Here is a 19,528-nt window from a genome sequence, read left to right on the forward strand (position 1 = left end):
CACAGGTCCCTGTCTACGGCTGCGACTGCGGCTGGGCCGCTGCCGGATCAAACGACTGATAAGGCTGCAGGACGGTATCGCGTTGCTCGCCCAGTACCCAGGCGAAGCCCGAATACATCACCACCAGGCAAACACAGGTGAACAGCACCACCATCCACGCCGGCACGATACGTACCAGGCTGCGGCGCTGATCACTCAGGCCTTCCCAATGCGGCGAAAACTCGCGTGGTACATCACCGCGCAACTGACGGATCTGGCGATACAAGGCGTCGCGGATGCCGTCGAGTTCGAGCATGCCGCGGGCCTGTACGCGGTACTTGCCCTCGAAGCCCAAAGACAGGCACAGGTACATCAACTCCAGCATCGGTAGGTGCTTGACCGGATTTTTCGACAGCCGATCAAGCAACTGGAAGAATTTCTCACCGCCGAAGGTTTCGTTATGGAAGCTGCTGAGCAGGCTCATTTGCGACCACTCGCTTTCGTTACCCCACGGCGTGGTGACGACAGCTTCGTCAGCCACGGTGCAGAGCACGTAACGGGCCGCCATCACCTGGCTGCTTTCTGCGCCATTGTGCAAGGCGCTGACTTCAAACAATTTCAGCCCGGTGGTCAGGCGCTTCTTGAGTACAAGCATGTCTTCGAGGGTTTCGCTGTGTTTGAGTCGCACCACTTCCGACAGCAGGTCGGAGGCTGCGGCCACCAGCGAGTTGAGACTGATGTTGAACGCCTCGGCCGGGCGCAAGCGCGCGGCGTAGATCATGCGCTCCTCCAATTGCTCGAAACGTGGCGGTGCCGCGAAGTCCGTCAGGGGGCTCGAAGCCGGACCGTGTCCCTGACGGTCGAGCAGGACGGTTTTATCGTCCTGGCTGTATTCCGTATCCTTGATCATGTCGGTCAGTTCCTGATGGCCCAGAATTTCAGTTCAAGCTCGGCGAATTCGCCGGACACATGGAACGCGAAACCGCCGGAGCGTTCGAGTTGCACCAGGTCTTCGGAGCTGAGCTCGAGAATGAAATAGGTTTTGTTGGAGTGGAACGCAATCTGCCGCGGGGCTACAGGCAACGGTTTGACCTTGATACCTGGCAGGTGCAGGTTGACCAGTTGACGGATACGCTCCACCGGACCGACCTTGAGGTGCGCCGGCAAGCGATGGCGCAGTTCTTCGCAATCGCAGTTGGCACTCGCCGCCAGCACGAACGAGGCAGAACCCAGCAGCTTGTGGTCGTGTAACGGTGAGACGATGATCCCGTATTGACGCGCTTGCAGCTCCAGCTCTATGGCGTGCTGTTCCAGCACCATCGACAACACCTGACGGATCGCGTCCATCAATTTACGGAAGCTTGCTCCCTGATCGCTGTGCTGATAACAGCTGTCCAAACGCGGACGCTTGCTGTCGCTGGAGAAGGTCGCCAGATCTCCGAGCATGGTCAGCAGCGTGCGGTACAACTCTTCGGGGTGAACCTGTTCCAAGCTGAGGTAGTGACGCAGGAGTAGTTCGGTACGGTTGATTAGTTGCAGCATCATAAAGTCACCGACTTCTGCGCCACCCACCTTGCCATTGGAACGGATCCGCTCAGCAATGGCGTCGCCCCGATTGCCGAGCATGCTGATCACCTCCTTGAGGCACGACAGCAGGTAGCTGGAGGCGTGCGCCTGGATGTAGGTGGGTACGAATTCCGGGTCGAGGCTAATTACGCCGTCCGGCGTGGTATCGAGTACTTCGCAGATCTTCAGCTTCACGTACGTCTGATCGCTTTGCTGCTCGCCGAGCAATAGCTTGAAGTCCGGGCGGGCGCAGCTGACCTGGCTGGCGGAGTCGTCGCCAGCGTTGGAGTCGGCTACTTCCGCTTCGTACGCGGTATAGCGCGCCAGCACGTCGGATTGCTCCGGGCGACGGGACTCGATGTGGTTGCCGGTGACCAGCGGCAGCGCCAGATAGATTGGCGTGTTGCCGGTGTTCGGTGGCACGTCCAGGGCCAACGGCTCGGTGTTACCACCCAACTCGAACAGGCTACCGTCCGGCAGAATCCCCGATGCCTGGCTGATCACCAGTTTGCCCATGTTGAGGAACTGCAAATCGATGTCCAGGTTGAGGAAGCCCCAGATGTAGCTACCCAACAATTGGGTGCGGGTTTTCATCTGGTGGTCGTAGTAGCGATCGTTGTGCTGGAAGTGCTGCGGACGCAGCAACATGCCTTCCTGCCAAATGACTTTATGGGAGTTCATGGTCAGTCAGCCGCCTTGACTAGCAATTCATGGGTATTGCGAATGCCGCTTTGGTCGAGCGTCAGATCGGCGTCGGTGACTTCCACCGGGGCGACTTGCAGGGTGTAGCGCCATTTGGTATCCGGCAGGTCACGGTAGGCGGCGAGTACACCGACGTAGCGGCTACCCTCCTCGACGCTAAGCTTGAGTTCGACGGTTTCGCCCGGGCGCAGCTCCAGCTCCTCGGTCGAAACCATGTCCGGAGCCAGGGATTCCTTGGCGCGCTCGTACAGGCTAAAGAAGTCCGCGTTCTCGAACGCCACCGGGTGTTTGAGTTCAAACAGGCGTACAACAATAGGCGACGGACGACCATTGAGGTCCGGGTTCAACTGATCGCTGGCCGTCAGCTTCAGGTTGAGTTTGGTAACGTGGGAATATGGCGATAGCGCCGAGCAACCGGCCAACAGTGCCCAGGCGGTCAGCGCAGTCAGCGTCTTAAAAAAATCAGTCGAGCGGCGAGACATGCGCATCATCCTTGGTGGTCGGTGTGGAGGGTAGAAATCAGTCGGATCTGTTCTTCGTAGGCCTGGGCGAAGTCACGGGCCAGCAAGCGCTCGCTCCAATCATCGTCCTGACGCAGGGCCTGGTGATAGCGACCGTAAGCCCTCCAGCGGCTGCCGGACGTGGCCAGCAACGGCTTGTTGTCGCGTTCGAATCGCAGGGTCAATTGCTGTGGCGAGAAGTGTTCCAGCGTGCCGCGAACGGCAGCGCGGCTAGCGGTCAACAGGGCGATCTGATGCGCCTGCAAATCGCGAAACGCACGGAAGATCGCCTGCTCTGCCGGCAACTGCCCCGTCTTGTTCGGCTGCAACAGAATGCCCAGTGCTTCACCGGCATCAACGGCGAACTTCAACGGGTTTTTGTTGGTGCCCTGAACGATGGTATGGGCCAGGCGTAGTTCGTTTTTTAGCTCGCTGCGGGTGCGCAGGCTCTGCTGCAAACCGCCAACACTTTGCTTGAGCAGACGTGCAGCGTTCAGCGCGAGGGCTTCGCGGGCATCGTGATCAAGGACGTTGAGATCCACACCCAGGGCGCCAGCAAACTTTTCCCAGAAACCGTCGCTCTGACGCTCGACCCCTTTCGGCGCCGGGGTGGGTGCAGGTTCGGCCGGGGCATCGATCAGTTCCGGTACCATCAGGCTTTCCATGTCGATGCGCGCATAGTCGGCGCACTGACGGGTGTCTTCCGGAGCCGTGCGTGGCAAGATCAGCTCGTCGATTTCCGAATACACACGTTCCTGCTGGTCTAGAGCATTTAGCGGGTCGAGGTCGAGGAACGCATCATCAGGAATGATACTGCCAGCGGCTTGCGGACGACCGACCTCCACATCGGAAGTCGCCAGGGCGTGAACCAGCCGTGCACGGATCTCGAAATCACCCAGCACGTATACGCAGCCGTGCTCGATACGTACCATATCGCCCTTGTGCAAGCGTCCGCCGCTGGCACTATTCAGGATTCCGTTGCTGCTGGTATCGGTCAGGAAAAACGTGCCTTCGCGGTAGCTGATCAACGCGTGATGGTTGGACAGATGACGCTTGCGGTCCGGAATGATCCAATCGCAATCCTTGCCCCGCCCAATCACGCCGCCGGCCTGCTTGAAGGTCTTCTGGCACAGCTGCGTAGGTACGAACTGCTTGGTGTTCAGCATTTCGAAAACCAGTTCCATGGTGATGCTCCTTGCGGTCACTTGCCGCGATTGACCGACTGCGGATCACCCAATGGGCGATAGGTGTTGTCGTTGTATTTGTAATTGCCGCTGCAGCCGCCGAGGCCACATAGAACGACAACTGTCAGCAGGACAGCTTGCCAGTGACGAATAGACATCAGAGGGTCTCCAGGGGCGGCACAAAGCGCCGGCCCTTACGGTTGAGGCTGTTAAAAGCGGGGGGATTGAAATCAAGCATATTTGGCCTACACATCAACATTTCCCACGTTGATGTTCAGGCGCCCGAGGCGGTAGAGGAATGTGCGCCGTGGTAGGCCGAGCTCGCGAGCGGAGAGGGTCTGATTACCCTCGTTCCTGCGTAGGCAATCGATCAGCAAGCTGCGCTCAATCTGCTCCAACCGCTCGCGTAAGTTCAGGCCGCTGCTGTCTTCCGGTATGGTTTCCATACACAGAGAGAAGTGTTCCACCAACAACTCATTGCCTTCGCAGAGCAGCACCGCACGCTCGACCAAACCCTTGAGTTCACGCACGTTGCCGGGGAACGCGTAGCGGGCCAAAAGATCCAGCACTTCGTTGGACCAACTCACCTGATCACGCTGCAAGAACGTACAGGCCTTGTCGGCGAAGTGCCGTGCCAAATCGAGGATGTCGTCTTCGCGTTGACGCAGGGCCGGTAGCTCAATAGGGAACTGCGCGAGACGGTAGTACAAGTCCTCGCGAAACTTCCCTTGGCTGACCAGCACCGATAAATCCTGATGTGTCGCGGCAATGATGCGCACGTCAATTCTGTGGGTGTCGCTGGAGCCCAGCGGACGAACCTCGCCCTCTTGCAGAACCCGCAACAGCTTGGCTTGCAACGACAATGGCATGTCACCGACCTCATCAAGCAACAAGGTCCCGCCGTTGGCTGCATCGAACAGCCCTGTTCGGTCACGGTCGGCGCCCGTGAAGGCACCTTTGCGGTAACCGAATAGCTCGCTTTCGAGCAAGTTTTCCGGAACTGCCGCGCAGTTCTGCACGATAAACGCCTGGGAACGACGCGGTCCGCATTCGTGGATCGCCCGGGCCACCACCTCCTTCCCCGTACCTGTTTCGCCACCCAGCAGCACGGTGTAGGAGCTGTGCAAGACTTTGCTGATCAGCGAATAGACCTGACGCATGGCTGTGCTTTTACCCGTCAGGCCATAACCGCTGGCGCTCGGAGTGGAGACCGGCGCTGGCGTTGCGCTACTGCTTGGCCGTCGTAAACGCTGCAGCAAATGCATATGGCCCAACACGAACGAGCCAAGTCGGCCAAACGAATCGGCGAAGCCTTGTAGTTCGATGTGCTGATGACTGGCACACAGCAACAACCCTTCCACAGATTTCTGCTGATTGACCAGCGGCACGCACAGCAGTGACTGCCACGGCCTCGCCTGGCTCGGCAGAAAACTGGTCTCGTGCAGACTGCCGCTCAATTCACCAATGAACACTACGCGGTTCTGGCACAGAGCAAACTGCAGCAGTTGCTCGCCGTTGTAGTCCGCTGGCAAGCTAGCCGTTTCACAGGGTTGCAGGTTGCCATTGAGGCACTCCGCATTCATCCCGAGGCAGGTATGGGTAGCGTCCAGCAGGTACAGTTGTGCCAACTCACAACCGCTGAGCTCGGCCAGTCCACGTACGAAGTCACCCAGCAACGCAGTTCCATCCGTCGCTCGTGACAGGCTGGCGAACTGCGCAAGTAAGGCTTCGGCATAGACCAGGGGTTGCGGCACTTGACTGAACATCACACCCACCTCAAGCAAACTCGCAGATCACGCTGGCGTTGCCATCAAGCGTTGCGTGAACGCGCTTGAGGCATTCGCCGGTGACCATCGCGTCCAGCAAACGATCAGCCACCAACGGCAGCACGTGCAGGTCCAGCAAATGGTCGATCAGGCGTGCGCCGCTGTCGCTTTGGGTGCAGCGTTCGGCCAGGTGATCGACGAGGTCCTGTGAGTAAGTGAAGTCGAGCTGACGACGGTTCAGGCGCTCGCCCAGACGATCGAGTTTGATTTCGATCAGTTCGCGTAGCACCAGCCCACCGACCGGGTAGTAAGGCACCACACGCATCCGCGCCAACAGCGCCGGTTTGAAGTGCTTGCTCAGCACCGGGCGAATGGTTTCTTCGAGGACTTCAGCCGATGGCCGTGCGCCGTTTTCGCAGAGTTCGCTGATGTGGTCGCTGCCCAGGTTCGAGGTCATCAGAATCAGCGTGTTGCGAAAATCGATCTCGCGCCCTTCGCCGTCGTTAGCTACGCCCTTGTCAAAGATTTGGTAAAACAGGTTGAGCACGTCCGGGTCGGCCTTCTCGACTTCATCGAGCAGCACGACGGAATACGGTTTCTGTCGTACGGCTTCGGTGAGCATGCCGCCCTCGCCATAACCGACGTAGCCTGGCGGCGCACCGATCAGGCGCGAAACGGTATGCTTCTCCTGGAATTCGGACATGTTGATAGTGGTGATGAAACGATCACCGCCGTACAACAAATCAGCGAGGGCCAATGCAGTTTCGGTCTTGCCGACGCCACTTGGGCCAACCAGCAGAAACACACCTACGGGTGCATCGGGCCTGTTCAGGCCGGCGGCGGTAGCGCGCATCGAGCGATCAAGCATGTGAACGGCTTGTTCCTGACCACGAATACGGGTACGCAGGTCAGCAGCGAAGCTGGCAACCTTGGCATTGTGCTCACGGGCCAGTTGCGCCAGCGGTACGCCGGTCCAGGCGCTGATCACTTCAGCCACAAGCCGCGGGCAGACCTCGAAGCTCACCAGCCGCTCTTTGACTTGCAACTCGGTCAGGGCTTTGCGAGTTTCCTTGAGCGCGGCTCCCAGCGTTTCGACGCTTTGCGCTTCGTCTACCGGCAGGGTTTCGATTGCGCTGTATTCGGCGGCTTCACGGGCCCCGGCCAGTTGTTGGCGCAGTTCCAGCAGATGCTCCGCCAAGGTTTTCTGTTCGGTCCAGAGGGTTTCCAGCGCGACCATTTCGGATTCAGCTTCTTCCAGGCGTTCTTCCAGCGTATCCAGCGTTTCGTGGTCGATCAGCAGACCGGCCTCGGCATCGCGGCGCAGGGCCTGAAGTTGGCGGCCACCCTCTGCCAGCTCACCACGCAGCCGTTCCAGGCTTTCGGGAGCGGCGGCGAGGCTGATGCGCACACGGGCACAGGCGGTGTCCAATACGTCGACAGCTTTATCTGGCAGTTGACGACCCGCCAGGTAACGAGCGGACAACTCGGCAGCGGTGACCACCGCGTCATCACGCAAATAGATACCGTGGCTCTTCTCGTAAACCTGAGCCAGGCCACGGAGGATGGTCACCGCCTCGCTGACGGTTGGCTCGTGCAATTGCACCGGCTGGAATCGACGGGCCAGCGCCGGGTCTTTCTCAAAGTACTTTTTATACTCAGCCCAGGTAGTCGCAGCGATGGTGCGTAACTCTCCTCGGGCCAACGCTGGCTTAAGCAGGTTGGCGGCGTCAGAGCCACCGGCATTGCCGCCAGCGCCGATCAAGGTATGGGCTTCGTCGATGAACAGGATGATTGGCCTCGGCGACGCTTTGACTTCATCAATCACGCCTTTGAGGCGACGTTCGAACTCACCTTTAACGCTGGCGCCGGCCTGCAACAGGCCCATGTCCAGAGACAGCAACTCGACGCCTTTCAACGCTTGCGGCACTTCACCAGCAGCAATACGTGAGGCCAGGCCTTCGACGATGGCCGTTTTACCAACGCCAGCTTCGCCAACAACAATCGGGTTGTTCTTGCGGCGCCGAGCAAGGATGTCAACCATCTGCCGGATCGCGCCGTCGCGGCACAACACCGGGTCGAGTTTGCCGTCGCGGGCCTGCTGGGTCAGGTTGTGGGTAAAGCGTTGCAGCAGGAATTCACTCGACACGTTCAATTTACCGGTGGCCGACGGCTCCTTCTGGGATAAAGCGAACTCTTTCAGGCGGTCGATATTCAGCTTGGCCAGCAACATCTGGTAGCGACTGCCGGCGTAGCGCATCGGGTTACGTAGCAACGCGAGAATCAGTGCAGCCTGTTCGACCTGGGTCTGGCCCAGTTCAAGGTTGGCAACCAGCAGGGCGTCTTGCAGCCACTGCACCAGTTCCGGGGCGAACACGGGGTTGCGCGAAGCGCTGGGCTCGACCCGTGATTGCAGTGCTGCACTGAGTTCACCAGCGTCTACTTCAGCATCCAGCAGCGCACGGGCAAGCAAGCCTTGCGAACGCTCCAGCAAACCCAGCAGCAAGTCTTCGACAAGGATCTTGCTGCCGCCACGAGCCACGCAGCGTTCGGCGGAGCTTTCCAGGTCACGACGGGTTTCGGCATCCAGCGCCTGGATGAGTTGTTGCAGGTCTACGTTAATCATTTGCCATCTGTCCTTAATGAATTTTGCTACCCAGAGTCACCACGCCGTCTGCTTTTTCGCGGCCGAGCCAACTAGTCCATCCCAGGCAACAAGCGTTCTGCTCACCGATTCGCAGTTCGCGGATTTCTTCCTGGCGCAAGACCAGGCGAATGTCGTAATCGAGCGGGTCACGCAGGGTGAACCGCACCAGCGCACACAGCGGCTGGTAGCCGAAACCGATCGGCAGGAATTCATGGAAGCGTTGCCAGTCGAGTTCGCGAATGTGAATCCGGAATTTGCCGCTGCGATCGCGCACGGTCTCCCCCAGCACCACGTCGTCACCAAGCGTGGAGTTGGCTCGCCCCAAGCGATTACGCTGTTCGCCGAGGATTTCCACGTGGCGTTCAATGCACTGTTCAATGGTCAGTTCTGCGTGTTTGAAGTAATAACGCAGCACGGCTTCCATCAGTGCCGCCGAATGCGCACGCAAACTGAGTAGGCCGAGGTACGGCAGCAGGCGTTTCCAGTTCAGCTCCCGGGCCTTGCGAATCTCTTCGCTGCCCAGGCCAATCAGGGCAAAAAGCTGTGCGGAGAACGGGTCGAGGGCACCACTCTGGAAGCTCGCGCAGTAGCGGTACTTGCGCCAGATCGGCAGCATCAGCCGTTGCAGGCGATGGTGGAACAGGTCAAGGAAGTTACGGGTGGGGTTGCCGTCGTCGCTATCGCCCAGTGCCTGCTCGCCATAAAACGCCGGCAGCGGCGACCCGGAGCCCACCAGGCCAATCAGGTTGAAGCGCAGGCGCGCGCGCATCTGCCCGTGCTCATGGAAAAACTCCACACTATCAACGTCACTACCCGGGAAGCCCAGGCTCGGGTTGGCCTGGAATTCCAGTTGGTCGTACAAATCGTCCTGGCTGAGATGAGGGTGTGCTTCTCGTAGTCGGTCAACTACTAACAGCACGGCCTGAAACAGCGAGTACTCGCGTATACCTCGGGTCAGCGCGCTTAAAGAAGCGGCTGGAGGCCCATACGGGGTGTCCATTGGTACACCTCTCCCTGTGTGCTTTTTACCCGCAGTTCGTGAAACGAATTGAGACTGGCGTAAAGCGCGAAAAACTCGTTAAGAACAGAGGCGAACACGAACAGGTCGCCCTCGCCGATATACCCTTGCGGGTCCATGGTCAGATCAGTGCGCAGCCCACGAACCGGCAACCCTCGGTGCAATCGATCGACGTGTTGATGTTTAATCGACTTGAGCCCACCGAGCAGGCGTTTGCTGACTTTTTCAGCATGTTGGTCGTAGTAGCGCGGCAGGTCGTAGGTTTCGAGAATTACCTTCAACGCGTTGACGTCGGCCAGCGACAGATAATTAAGCGACATATTGCTAATCAGCTTCCAAAGGAAGTCATGATTCAGCGGTGGCGCGAAACTCGAAGTGGCGGGGGTAATGTTGCGGAAACTCAGGAACTCCGGCGTTTCTTCGCAGGCCAGGCTGATGTCGCCAAGCTTGAGCTTACGCGGCAGGTTTTGGTTGGTGCACATCAGCTCGACCGATAGGGTTTCCTGGGCTTCGGTGTGGCGAATACCGAAGCTCAGGTAAGTATCGAGGCCGTTGTGCAGGGAGGAAGAACGCTGGCGAATGCTGTAGTGGGGACGGCTAGTAGGTACGTCGAAACTGGGGTCATGTTCAAAGGATTCGAACGGAACATACTCCTGATAACCGAGGCCACCAGGTTTCCAGCCAGTCACGGTTTCCACCGAGAACACACCGCAGTTTTCCAGGTCGTACTCGGCGGGTAGCAGCAGGTACTCGTCTTGCTTACCGTCAAGGCGGATCGGCAGTGCATCGTGCGTGAACAGATTAACGATGGGCGTACAGTGAAGCTTCACGTTGTCCAGGGTCGGACGCATGCGCAGGACTCCACTCTTGCGAATGTCGAAACGCAACTCCACACCGCGTACCTGCTTGAGAATATCTGGCGGCAAAGCCTTGAGTAGGTCCAGGCCGTTGATATCGACAAACAGGAATTTGTCCTGAAAAGCAAAATACTCTTGTAGGTAGCGATAACCGCGGAAGGTGTTCAGCGGATAAGGGATCAACGCTTCTTCTTCAGCAAAACCCACCGGCTGCACGCGGTCGCCGGGCATTTTGAACGCCATTCGCGTGCCGTTGACGCCATTAACGGGGTTGCCGGCGCCGTCCAGCGGGATCAGCTCGATGCCTTCCAGGTTACGCAACAAGCTCAGGTACAGCATCTGGCTGATGTAGCGCTCACCGGCAAAGTGCAGTCGCAAGCGGCTCAACTCCAGCTCACCGAGGTGACCGTCGGCGCTCATTTCCAGGCGCAGGCTCAACAGCGAGCCGTCGCCCTTCACCGAGTAGTTCAGCGCAGTCAGGTCCAACGGCAGGACTTCAGTCGGATAGCAGGTGCGAAACCGGCAACGCACGTCATCAATCGGAACGCTTTCCACTGCTGTATCGCGTTCGACCATCAATGCCGGACCAGAGCGTTTCAACGGATCGAACTGCAAAATACTGAACGATGGCAGCGGCCGCATGTAGTTGGGCCACAGCAGTTGCATCAGCGAATGGCTGAGCTCCGGTAACTCGTCATCGAGCTTCTGGCGCAGACGCCCGGTCAGGAACGCAAAACCCTCCAGCAACCGTTCCACGTCCGGATCCCGCCCGGCCTGGCCGAGGAAAGGCGCCAACGCCGGGCTACGCTCGGAGAAACGACGACCTAACTGACGAAGTGCAGTGAGCTCGCTTTGGTAGTAGTGGTTAAAGGACACGGGGTACCTGCCTGGTATTCGAGTTCATGAACAAACCGTCGAGGTAGCCGTGCGCATCAACCGTGTCCATGATTATTCGCGTCCTGCCTGTTTGGACGTCGGTGCCTACGAGCCTCATTAGCTGACCTTGACTTGACCGCTACCATCCAGGCACACGGAAAAACTGACCTGACGCTTGAAACCATCAACTTCCAGCAGGCCTTCAATGTTGAAGGACAGGCGAAGCTGATCGTGATCACGCGGCAGGGAGATGACACGCACATTGCTCAGGCGTGGCTCGTAGGCTTCGATGAAATTCTCGATGGCCAGACGGGCCTGACTCAGGGAGTCGTGCAGGCTCAGACGCATGTCATTGAGATCGGGTAGCCCGTAATCGGACAGCGTTTGCACGCTGCCCGCACGGGTGCTGAGCATCTTGGTCAGATGGGCAGCCACGGACGCCATGGCGGAAAACTCGCGGCTCCAGCCGACGCGTTTGTCCGTGTCGCCACCCAGGCGTTCGAAAAGGCTGCCGTATCCAGTCATGAGTCGCTCCGCTTACTCTTTGTCCAGCTTGCCAACCAGCGACAAGGTGAAGTCGGCGCCCATGTACTTGAAATGCGGACGCACATTCAGGCTAACGCGGTACCAGCCGGGCTCGCCTTCAACATCACTGACGATGATCTGGGCAGCACGCAGGGGACGGCGGCCACGGACTTCGGCACTTGGGTTTTCCTGGTCGGCAACGTACTGGCGGATCCACTTGTTGAGTTCAAGCTCCAGGTCGGTGCGCTCCTTCCACGAACCGAGTTGCTCGCGCTGCAGCACTTTCAAATAATGAGCCAGGCGGTTGACGATCATCATGTACGGCAGTTGGGTGCCGAGCTTGTAGTTCAGTTCTGCTGCCTTGCCTTCTGCACTGATGCCGAAGAACTTCGGCTTCTGCACCGAGCTCGCAGAGAAAAACGCGGCGTTATCGGAGCCTTTTCGCATGGTTAGGGAAATGAAGCCTTCCTCGGCCAATTCGTATTCCCTACGGTCGCTAACCAGAACCTCGGTAGGAATCTTGGTTTCGATTTCGCCCATGCTTTCGAAATGGTGCAACGGCAGGTCTTCAACCGCGCCACCGCTCTGCGGACCGATGATGTTCGGGCACCAGCGGAACTTGGCGAAACTGTCGGTCAGCTTGGTACCGAATGCGTAGGCGGTGTTGCCCCACAGGTAGTGCTCGTGGCTATTGGCGACGGTTTCTTTGTAGACGAACGATTTGACCGGATTTTCTTCCGGATCGTACGGATTACGTAGGAGGAACCGTGGCACGGTCAGGCCGATGTAACGCGAATCTTCGGACTGGCGGAAGCTCTGCCATTTGGCGAATTGCGGGCCTTCGAAGTGATCTTTTAGATCCTTCAGGTCCGGCAGACCGGTGAAGCTTTCCAGGCCGAAGAACTTCGGGCCAGCCGCAGCAATGAACGGCGCGTGAGACATACAGGCAACGCTGGACACGTACTGCATCAGCTTCACATCCGGCGAGCTTGGTGACAGAAAGTAGTTGGCGATGATCGCGCCCACAGGCTGACCACCAAACTGACCGTATTCAGCGGTGTAAATGTGCTTGTACAAGCCAGCCTGCATCACTTCCGGCGAGTCTTCGAAGTCATCCAGCAAGTCTTCTTTGGAGACGTTGAGGATTTCGATTTTGATGTTTTCACGGAAGTTAGTACGATCGACCAGCAACTGCAGGCCACGCCACGATGACTCCAGGGACTGGAAGTCTGGGTGGTGGAGGATTTCATCCATCTGACGACTGAGCTTGGCATCGATCTCGGCGATCATGCGATCAACCATGGCTTTCTTGACCGGCTCACCGTTATTTTGCGGCTTGAGCAGTTCTTCGATGAAGGCCGACACACCACGTTTGGCAATGTCGTAGGCTTCGTCGTCCGGCGTCAGACGGGTTTCGGCAATGATGCTGTCGAGAATGCTGTATTCGCCGTTTTCCGTGCTCTTTCGCTGTGCTGCGCTAGTGCTCATTGTGTTGGCTTCCTTGGCTGATAGAGACTCAGGCGTCATGGGCTGCGGCATTCAAGCCCAGCTCACCCAGTACGCGACCGCGGGATTGGTCGTCGGCGAGAACGCCTTCGATAGCTTTGCGGAACGCAGGCGCATTACCCAGCGGGCCTTTGAGGGCCACCAGCGCATCGCGCAACTCCATCAGTTTTTTCAGCTCAGGCACTTGCTCGACCAGCGAGGCCGGGTTGAAGTCCTTCATCGAGCTGACGCGCACTTTCACTGACAGCTCTTCAGTGTCGCCTTCTTCCTGAAGACGGTTCGGTACGCTCAGTGTCAGCTCCAGCTCTTGCTTGGCCAGCACTTCGTCGAAGGTTATTTTGTCGATGCTGATCGGCTTGCGATCTTCGACTTTGCGTTCGTCCTTGCGGTGGGTGTAGTCACCGATTGCCAGCAGCTTCAGCGGCAATTCAATCTCTTCCTGAGCACCGCCAGTGGAGGGTTTGAAGGTGACGTTGATGCGTTCTTTGGGGGCTACCGAGCCTTCTTTGGCCATGGCTTTTCTCCTTGCGGTTGTGGCCCTGAGGCCTATTCGAGTACCACTTCGAGATCGAGGTGGCACAACCTGCGATAAATCTCTTCTTTACGCTCTCGCACAGCATGGTTCTGCGGTAATAACTCGCAGCAGCTATGCAGTAAATCCAGCACTTCGAGCACAAGATCAGGCTCCCAGGCTTGCAGACCCGAGTCGTATAATGTTTGGTCGAGGGTTTCGAGCTGGGTCTTGGCCAGCTCGTACTTCTTGGCTGCAAAGCACAGCCGGGCCAGAGCAAGTTGCCAAAAAAATCTAACTCGCCCGCCGTGAGCATTTTGCAGGCCCTGCTTGAGTATCTGCACGGCAGCCTTCAAGCCGTCTTTGCGCAAGATCGGCAGGACTTCCTCCAGGGCCAACTCCCAAGCCAATTGGGTGTCGGTTGCTTCAACCTTGCGTGGTGCACTGGAGGTTTGCAGATGCGGCGTGACGTTGGCACTGATCCAGGCGCGAGTGGCCGGATCTGCGAAAGGGGTGCCGTTGTAGAAGCGCAGTTCGATGATGCCGGGCAGGCGCTGAATAAATAGCGCGAAGTGAATCTCCACTTCGCGCATCGCCACCTCAGCGTTCAGCCCTTGCAAGCATTCCCAGACCATTCGCTGACCATCGAACCAGAATGGCGACTTCGCCAAACTCGCCTCCAGCTCCACTATCAGGTCTGCGTATTTGGCTTGATCATAGCGATCCTGATAGGTCTTCAGTTTGTCGACCGGCAAACCGCGTAACGCGGTGATCTGCTCGGTGTTGCGCTCAGGAACCGTGTCGATGGGCAGCCACAACAGCGTGCGATTGAGGCGCAGCGCGCGCAGGTCGGTGGCTTTCTGCTTGAGCCACCAGGCGCACAATGGACGGGCGTTTTCCTGCTGGGCACGCAGGGCTTTGTGGGCTTCCTTCTCGTTATCGATCGGCGCGCCGGGAGTGAACAGCTGCGTGGTGGCCTGCTTGACCTGCGCAACCGCAGTACCCACCACGCCAGGCTCCGGCTGGTTATCAGCGGCACGCTGGACCATGTTTTTCAGGCGGCGGGAAATCGGCAGTAGCAGTGGCGCGTCATCGCCCAAATGTTCGGTGCAGGCCGTATCGAGGCCTTCAAGGTGTTCGACCATCCGGCGAAACAGCGGCAGTTGCTCTTTGAGCGCGATATTTTCGTTCAGCACCTGCTCAAGACGCGGCACCAACCAACTGAGGGCAGCTGCGCGGGTGCGAGCCTTGCTCGGGTGAATCTCAGCCCAATGGTTCTCACACAGATGTTGCAGAAGTCCGAGGCCAGCCAATAGCCCCTGGAAAGATTCGCGCTGGTACAGACTCCAAGTGAGCCAAGCCCCGACTCGTAAATCTTTGGACAGGCTGCGCAGGAGGGCTTCGCTGTTTTCGCAGATTTTCAGCCAATCGATCTGACCGCTTTCGTGCATGGACGAGGCTTTACTCAGCTCGGTTTCCAGTGCCTCATATTCGCTCGAAAAGCGAACGTCCTCGCCCGCGAAACTCTCTTTAGAAACAGCGGCTTTCGCGAGTTCAAGATAATGAGCAGAAAGTTTGCTGGAGTAGGACATCCACGACCTTTAATTAAGTTCCACACCACACTCGATTGGAGTGGTAACGGTGCTGGACAGCCAATGAGGCTTTAGATTCGGCACTACGCACGCGCGATTTATGTGCGCACAGCGCAATCATCGAAAACGCATACGTCAACCAGTTTATTTATAAAATCCGAGCCGTCGCGTTGATGCTCTAGCACTCACCAGCCGGATCTAATAAAATGAAATATAGATACATTCTGTAACGCTCCTCTTATCTTTCTGGCGACTCGAGAGTCTCTCGAAAACAAACGCGCCCCCCTTTTCTTCGGATACCCTACACCCATCGCGATGGGTAAATATGTAGGACGTTTCTGAGAATGCACCAAAATTCCTAAAAAAAATCTAATGCGTTATGGATGCGTCTTTCGCGGCATCGTATCGCCACTATGCGCCAAGAGTTGCGCACTAAATTGTGGATAACCCTGTGAACAAACCGCTGCATGGCGCGCACTTAAGCACTCACAGGCAAGTGCGCAAGAAGTTGCGCAGCATTGCGCAACTTCTTGCGCACTTTTATTGATAATCCCTGTGTTAGACGCTGGCCAAATCTACAGATTAAGACTCATATCGTTGATAAATAATGAATTCAATCTTATTGGCATAGATCTTGATCAGCGTTTTGGAACCTGCAGCGTAAACATGCCTGCAGGCCCCTATATTATTTTCAGCAAGGAGAGCATTCATGGCTACACCAGCGTATATGTCCATCACGGGCGCCAAGCAAGGTCTAATCACCGCCGGTGCTTTCACCGCCGATTCGGTCGGCAACACCTACCAGGAAGGTCATGAAGACCAGGTCATGGTTCAGGGCTTCAGCCACGAAGTGATCATTCCCCGCGATCCGCAATCAGGTCAACCGACCGGTCAACGCGTTCACAAACCGGTCAAAATCACCAAGGTGTTCGACAAGTCCTCGCCACTGCTGCTGGCAGCACTGACTTCCGGCGAGCGTCTGACCGAGATTACTATCCAGTGGTATCGCACCTCGGCAGCGGGTACCCAAGAGCACTACTTCACCACCAAACTCGAAGACGCGATCGTCGTCGACATCAGGGATTACATGCATAACTGCCAGGACCCGTCGAATTCGCACTTCACGCATCTGGAAGACGTTGAGTTCACCTACAGGAAAATCACCTGGACCCACGAAGTGTCTGGCACCTCGGGTTCTGATGACTGGCGCATCCCCGTCGCAGGCTGAAACTAACGAGCTGTTTCGCGGCATCGACCGTTCTAACGGTTGATGCCGTTCATTATGTCTAAGGTGGGCGTCGCGTTGTGCCTCCTCTCTCAGCTAAGGATAAGCGTATGTTCGCGCCGGCCAATGCTGCACACTTCACGTTGCTGATTCCCTCTGTTCGCAACGATTTCAAAGTGCTGGCCTTCAAGGGCACCGAATCCATCAGCAGCTTGTATGCGATTCAGGTTGAACTCGTCAGTGAATCCCCAGATTTCGATCTGGAGAGCCTGCTCAGTCAGCTGGCTTTTCTCCAGTTCGGCCTGAATGGCGAAGGTATACATGGGCGCATCGAAGATGTGTTCGTCGGCGAGGCCGGTAAACGTCTGACCCGGTATCACCTGACTTTGGTGCCTGCTCTGCACTATTTGCAGTTCAGCCACAACCAGCGGATCTTCCAGCACCTGACGGTGCCGCAAATCATCGCCCAGGTACTCAACAAACATGGCATCCAAGCCGATGCGTTTACCTTTAATGTCAGCACCAGCCCTGAGCGCGAATACTGCACTCAATATGGGGAAAACGACTTCGAGTTCCTGCAGAGGTTGTGCAGTGAAGATGGGATTTCGTGGCACCACCAACACAGCCAGGATGGCCATCTGTTGGTATTCACTGATGATCAGACCTATTTCCCCAGGCTGGGTGAAACTTCGTATCAGCAAGGTTCTGGCCTGGCTGCGGATCACCCGGTCGTCAGCCAGTTCTCCATGCGCTTCAGCACCCGGACCAGCACAACCACGCGCCGGGGCTATGATTTAAAACGCCCAAGCCAGTTGCTGGAAAGCCAATTCACTGCCGAGTTCAGCCCTGCTCTCGAAGACTACCGTTACCCGGCGCTGATCGAAAATGAAAAGCTCGGCAAACAGATTGCCCGGCAGGCCCTGGAGCGGCACCGCGCCGACTATCAGTTGGCCGAGGGTAAAAGCGACCAGCCAATTCTGCGCAGTGGCCACTTCTTCGACCTGATTGAACACCCGCGTCAGCAGTGCAACGCGTTGTGGCTGCTGCTTAGTGTGACGCACGCAGGCAAGCAGCCCCAGTCACTGGAGGAGGCGATCACCAGCGACGTCAAATCCGAAGACGGCTTCACTCAAGGTTACCGCAATAGCTTCAGCGCAATTCCTTGGGACGTGTTCTACCGCCCCCCATTGGTCACGCGTAAGTCGATATTGGTCAGTCAGACTGCCCGAGTCACCGGCCCTGCAGGGGAAGAAATCTATTGCGATGAGTACGGGCGGGTTAAGGTCGAGTTCCATTGGGACCGCGCCGAACTGGGCAGCGACAAGAGCAGTTGCTGGCTACGGGTGTCATCCAGTTGGGCGGGAGACGGTTTCGGTGCGGTGACCATCCCGCGCATCGGCATGGAAGTGGTGGTGACCTACCTGGAAGGTAACCCCGACAATCCGTTGATTACCGGTTGCGTGCCCAGCAAAGTCACGCCTGTGCCCTACCCGTTGCCCGCGAACAAAACCAAAACGGTCCTGCGTAGCCAAAGCTCGCCCGCCAGTGGTGGCTACAACGAGTTATCAATTGAAGACCGCAGTGGCCAGGAGTTGATCTACCTGCGTGCTCAGCGCGACATGGAACAGGTGATCCTCAACGACAGCGACACCAAGATCGGTAACGACCGTAGCGAGCAAATTACTCGCAACAGTCACAGCCTGATCAGGCATGACCGCTTTGAGCAAGTGGACAACAACAGTTCCAGCTTGATCAAGGGTGACGAACTGCACACCACCCAAGGTCTGCGTAACACGGTGATCGGTGGTAACGAACTGATCAGCATCACCGGTAACAGCAGCACTACGGCAGACGGTACGCTGGTAATTCAGGCCGGTACACAAGCCCATGTCTCCGCCGCCAACGTGGTAATCAATGCCGGAATGAGCTTGACGCTGCAGGCCGGTGGCCAGCACATCCTCATCACCGCAGGAGGGATTTTCAGTAGCGTGCCCATCGTCCAGGGAGGTGCGCCCGTAGCAGGTATTCCTTCGCTTCAAGCCGCACAGGCGCTGGCCGGCGCACCACAGGCGACTATCGCTAATCCACTGTCCCTCTCGATCGCCGCCAAGCAGCAAGCAGCCGACTACTGCCCGCTCTGCGAGGCCTGTCACGACGGCCTATGCAGCATTGGAGAAAGTGCATGAATACCCTTGAACAATGGCTACAGGAGCAAACCAAGCAGGGACGACACCTTTACTTGGTACTGGACTCTGATGGCCAACTCGAGGAACGCAATACGCTGGTCAGCGAAGTTGGAGTTGACCGGTACCGCAACTTATATACGGGTACACCTGCTGACTCATTGGCGAACGTTGCACCCTACCTATTTCACTTAGGCGCAGCAGAACATCCGGTCCTTCGGGCCCTGCTCAATACCCCAGACCGTCACTGGGGTTGGCTTGCGAGCGCTGCAAGCTCCGACCTTGATGCGTTGACCACGCATTGGCAGAACCGTCTAGTGACGGGTGAGCGCCCGAATCAAGCGCTTTATCGGTTTCACGACAACCGCGTACTGGGGCGTGCACTGGCCTATCTGCAACCCGAGCAGCGTGCGGACTACCTCGGCCTCATGACCAGCGTGTGTTACTGGCAGGCTGAGCATTGGACGGTCACCGATAACCCTAATCCTGGTGTTCATCCCCTGCCGACAGACCCCGCCTGGAGTCATACCCCTACGCCAGAAGCCACATTCAAGAGCATTCAGTTCGACAATACGCGCCGTTACCTGGTCCGCGAACACACCGATAAGTTGCTCGATCTGGCCCAGCAGCAAGACATTGATACCTGGTTACGCGGCCAACTCGACCTGGCGCACTCCTGGGGCTGGCAAGAACCTGACAGCATTCATTTTTTGATGACGCAAAGCTTGCAGGCGTCGGGTTACACCCCACCCAAGACCTGGCTACCCCAGCCAAACGAAACTCCAACGATGCACTTTGACCGGGTTTATCAGGAAGCGCTGTATTGGCAGGGAGACGCCCCGGTATGAAACGCGTCATTCACAGTTTGATTATCGGCAGTTGCCTTGCCCTAAT

The 19,528-nt window shown here is 57.5% G+C and carries 16 protein-coding genes; 3 read left to right on the top strand and 13 right to left on the bottom strand.

Features of this window, described 5'->3' with window-relative positions; genetic code table 11:
• Nucleotides 1-13 precede the first annotated feature (13 nt).
• From icmH to tssA, 13 genes are all read right to left on the bottom strand, one after another.
• Nucleotides 14-889, bottom strand: a complete 876-nt coding sequence (icmH, locus tag IFT80_RS18235) for a type IVB secretion system protein IcmH/DotU (protein WP_192138024.1) — start codon at nt 887-889, stop codon at nt 14-16.
• Between the two features lie 5 nt (nt 890-894).
• Nucleotides 895-2,226 carry a type VI secretion system baseplate subunit TssK gene (gene tssK, locus IFT80_RS18240; RefSeq protein ID WP_192138025.1) on the bottom strand — a complete coding sequence of 444 codons (1,332 nt, stop codon included), beginning with the start codon at nt 2,224-2,226 and terminating at the stop codon, nt 895-897.
• Nucleotides 2,227-2,228: 2 nt separating this feature from the next.
• The gene (tssJ, locus tag IFT80_RS18245; protein WP_192138026.1) at nt 2,229-2,729 is read right to left on the bottom strand and encodes a type VI secretion system lipoprotein TssJ; all 501 of its coding nucleotides are present in this window, start codon (nt 2,727-2,729) and stop codon (nt 2,229-2,231) included.
• 5 nt (nt 2,730-2,734) lie between these two features.
• On the bottom strand, nt 2,735-3,931 hold the full coding sequence (gene tagH, locus IFT80_RS18250) for a type VI secretion system-associated FHA domain protein TagH (RefSeq protein WP_192138027.1): 1,197 nt from the start codon (nt 3,929-3,931) through the stop codon (nt 2,735-2,737).
• Nucleotides 3,932-3,948: 17 nt separating this feature from the next.
• Nucleotides 3,949-4,089, bottom strand: coding sequence for a type VI secretion protein (locus IFT80_RS18255; RefSeq protein ID WP_159994257.1), 141 nt, complete (start codon nt 4,087-4,089; stop codon nt 3,949-3,951).
• Nucleotides 4,090-4,176: 87 nt separating this feature from the next.
• A complete protein-coding gene (locus IFT80_RS18260; protein ID WP_192138028.1) occupies nt 4,177-5,697 on the bottom strand; it encodes a sigma-54 interaction domain-containing protein in 1,521 nt (506 codons plus the stop codon).
• A gap of 10 nt (nt 5,698-5,707) precedes the next feature.
• Nucleotides 5,708-8,320 carry a type VI secretion system ATPase TssH gene (gene tssH / locus IFT80_RS18265; protein ID WP_192138029.1) on the bottom strand — a complete coding sequence of 871 codons (2,613 nt, stop codon included), beginning with the start codon at nt 8,318-8,320 and terminating at the stop codon, nt 5,708-5,710.
• A 13-nt stretch (nt 8,321-8,333) separates the two neighbouring features.
• Nucleotides 8,334-9,341, bottom strand: a complete 1,008-nt coding sequence (gene tssG / locus IFT80_RS18270; protein ID WP_192138030.1) for a type VI secretion system baseplate subunit TssG — start codon at nt 9,339-9,341, stop codon at nt 8,334-8,336.
• Complete coding sequence (gene tssF, locus IFT80_RS18275; RefSeq protein WP_192138031.1) at nt 9,305-11,092, bottom strand: type VI secretion system baseplate subunit TssF; 1,788 nt, start codon at nt 11,090-11,092, stop codon at nt 9,305-9,307. The genes tssG and tssF overlap by 37 nt, the downstream gene beginning before the upstream one ends.
• A 117-nt stretch (nt 11,093-11,209) precedes the next feature.
• Nucleotides 11,210-11,617 (bottom strand): type VI secretion system baseplate subunit TssE, encoded by a 408-nt coding sequence (gene tssE, locus IFT80_RS18280; RefSeq protein WP_192138032.1) that lies wholly within the window; start codon nt 11,615-11,617, stop codon nt 11,210-11,212.
• A 12-nt stretch (nt 11,618-11,629) separates the two neighbouring features.
• Nucleotides 11,630-13,105 (bottom strand): type VI secretion system contractile sheath large subunit, encoded by a 1,476-nt coding sequence (tssC, locus tag IFT80_RS18285; RefSeq protein ID WP_192138046.1) that lies wholly within the window; start codon nt 13,103-13,105, stop codon nt 11,630-11,632.
• 28 nt (nt 13,106-13,133) lie between these two features.
• Nucleotides 13,134-13,637 carry a type VI secretion system contractile sheath small subunit gene (tssB, locus tag IFT80_RS18290; RefSeq protein ID WP_192138033.1) on the bottom strand — a complete coding sequence of 168 codons (504 nt, stop codon included), beginning with the start codon at nt 13,635-13,637 and terminating at the stop codon, nt 13,134-13,136.
• Nucleotides 13,638-13,669: 32 nt separating this feature from the next.
• A complete protein-coding gene (gene tssA, locus IFT80_RS18295; RefSeq protein ID WP_192138034.1) occupies nt 13,670-15,226 on the bottom strand; it encodes a type VI secretion system protein TssA in 1,557 nt (518 codons plus the stop codon).
• Between the two features lie 709 nt (nt 15,227-15,935).
• Between tssA and IFT80_RS18300 the strand changes: the two genes are divergently transcribed.
• From IFT80_RS18300 to IFT80_RS18310, 3 genes are all read left to right on the top strand, one after another.
• Nucleotides 15,936-16,454, top strand: coding sequence for an Hcp family type VI secretion system effector (locus tag IFT80_RS18300; protein ID WP_192138035.1), 519 nt, complete (start codon nt 15,936-15,938; stop codon nt 16,452-16,454).
• A gap of 107 nt (nt 16,455-16,561) precedes the next feature.
• Complete coding sequence (locus tag IFT80_RS18305; protein WP_192138036.1) at nt 16,562-18,637, top strand: type VI secretion system Vgr family protein; 2,076 nt, start codon at nt 16,562-16,564, stop codon at nt 18,635-18,637.
• Nucleotides 18,634-19,482, top strand: coding sequence for a DUF4123 domain-containing protein (locus IFT80_RS18310; protein WP_192138037.1), 849 nt, complete (start codon nt 18,634-18,636; stop codon nt 19,480-19,482). Before IFT80_RS18305 ends, IFT80_RS18310 begins: the two co-directional genes overlap by 4 nt.
• Nucleotides 19,483-19,528 lie beyond the last annotated feature (46 nt).

Origin of the sequence: Pseudomonas sp. CFBP 8771, from assembly GCF_014841695.1 — a bacterium.
Classification (GTDB): Bacteria; Pseudomonadota; Gammaproteobacteria; order Pseudomonadales; family Pseudomonadaceae; genus Aquipseudomonas; species Aquipseudomonas baltica.

What these genes read in the sequence shown, in the direction of transcription:
- tssC (WP_192138046.1), bottom strand. Translation starts at nt 13,105, where the DNA reads ATGAGCACTAGCGCAGCACAGCGAAAGAGCACGGAAAACGGCGAATAC.
- tagH (WP_192138027.1), bottom strand. Translation starts at nt 3,931, where the DNA reads ATGGAACTGGTTTTCGAAATGCTGAACACCAAGCAGTTCGTACCTACG.
- icmH (WP_192138024.1), bottom strand. Translation starts at nt 889, where the DNA reads ATGATCAAGGATACGGAATACAGCCAGGACGATAAAACCGTCCTGCTC.
- tssJ (WP_192138026.1), bottom strand. Translation starts at nt 2,729, where the DNA reads ATGTCTCGCCGCTCGACTGATTTTTTTAAGACGCTGACTGCGCTGACC.
- tssK (WP_192138025.1), bottom strand. Translation starts at nt 2,226, where the DNA reads ATGAACTCCCATAAAGTCATTTGGCAGGAAGGCATGTTGCTGCGTCCG.
- tssH (WP_192138029.1), bottom strand. Translation starts at nt 8,320, where the DNA reads ATGATTAACGTAGACCTGCAACAACTCATCCAGGCGCTGGATGCCGAA.
- tssA (WP_192138034.1), bottom strand. Translation starts at nt 15,226, where the DNA reads ATGTCCTACTCCAGCAAACTTTCTGCTCATTATCTTGAACTCGCGAAA.
- IFT80_RS18255 (WP_159994257.1), bottom strand. Translation starts at nt 4,089, where the DNA reads ATGTCTATTCGTCACTGGCAAGCTGTCCTGCTGACAGTTGTCGTTCTA.
- tssG (WP_192138030.1), bottom strand. Translation starts at nt 9,341, where the DNA reads ATGGACACCCCGTATGGGCCTCCAGCCGCTTCTTTAAGCGCGCTGACC.
- tssE (WP_192138032.1), bottom strand. Translation starts at nt 11,617, where the DNA reads ATGACTGGATACGGCAGCCTTTTCGAACGCCTGGGTGGCGACACGGAC.
- IFT80_RS18310 (WP_192138037.1), top strand. Translation starts at nt 18,634, where the DNA reads ATGAATACCCTTGAACAATGGCTACAGGAGCAAACCAAGCAGGGACGA.
- IFT80_RS18260 (WP_192138028.1), bottom strand. Translation starts at nt 5,697, where the DNA reads ATGTTCAGTCAAGTGCCGCAACCCCTGGTCTATGCCGAAGCCTTACTT.
- tssB (WP_192138033.1), bottom strand. Translation starts at nt 13,637, where the DNA reads ATGGCCAAAGAAGGCTCGGTAGCCCCCAAAGAACGCATCAACGTCACC.
- IFT80_RS18300 (WP_192138035.1), top strand. Translation starts at nt 15,936, where the DNA reads ATGGCTACACCAGCGTATATGTCCATCACGGGCGCCAAGCAAGGTCTA.
- IFT80_RS18305 (WP_192138036.1), top strand. Translation starts at nt 16,562, where the DNA reads ATGTTCGCGCCGGCCAATGCTGCACACTTCACGTTGCTGATTCCCTCT.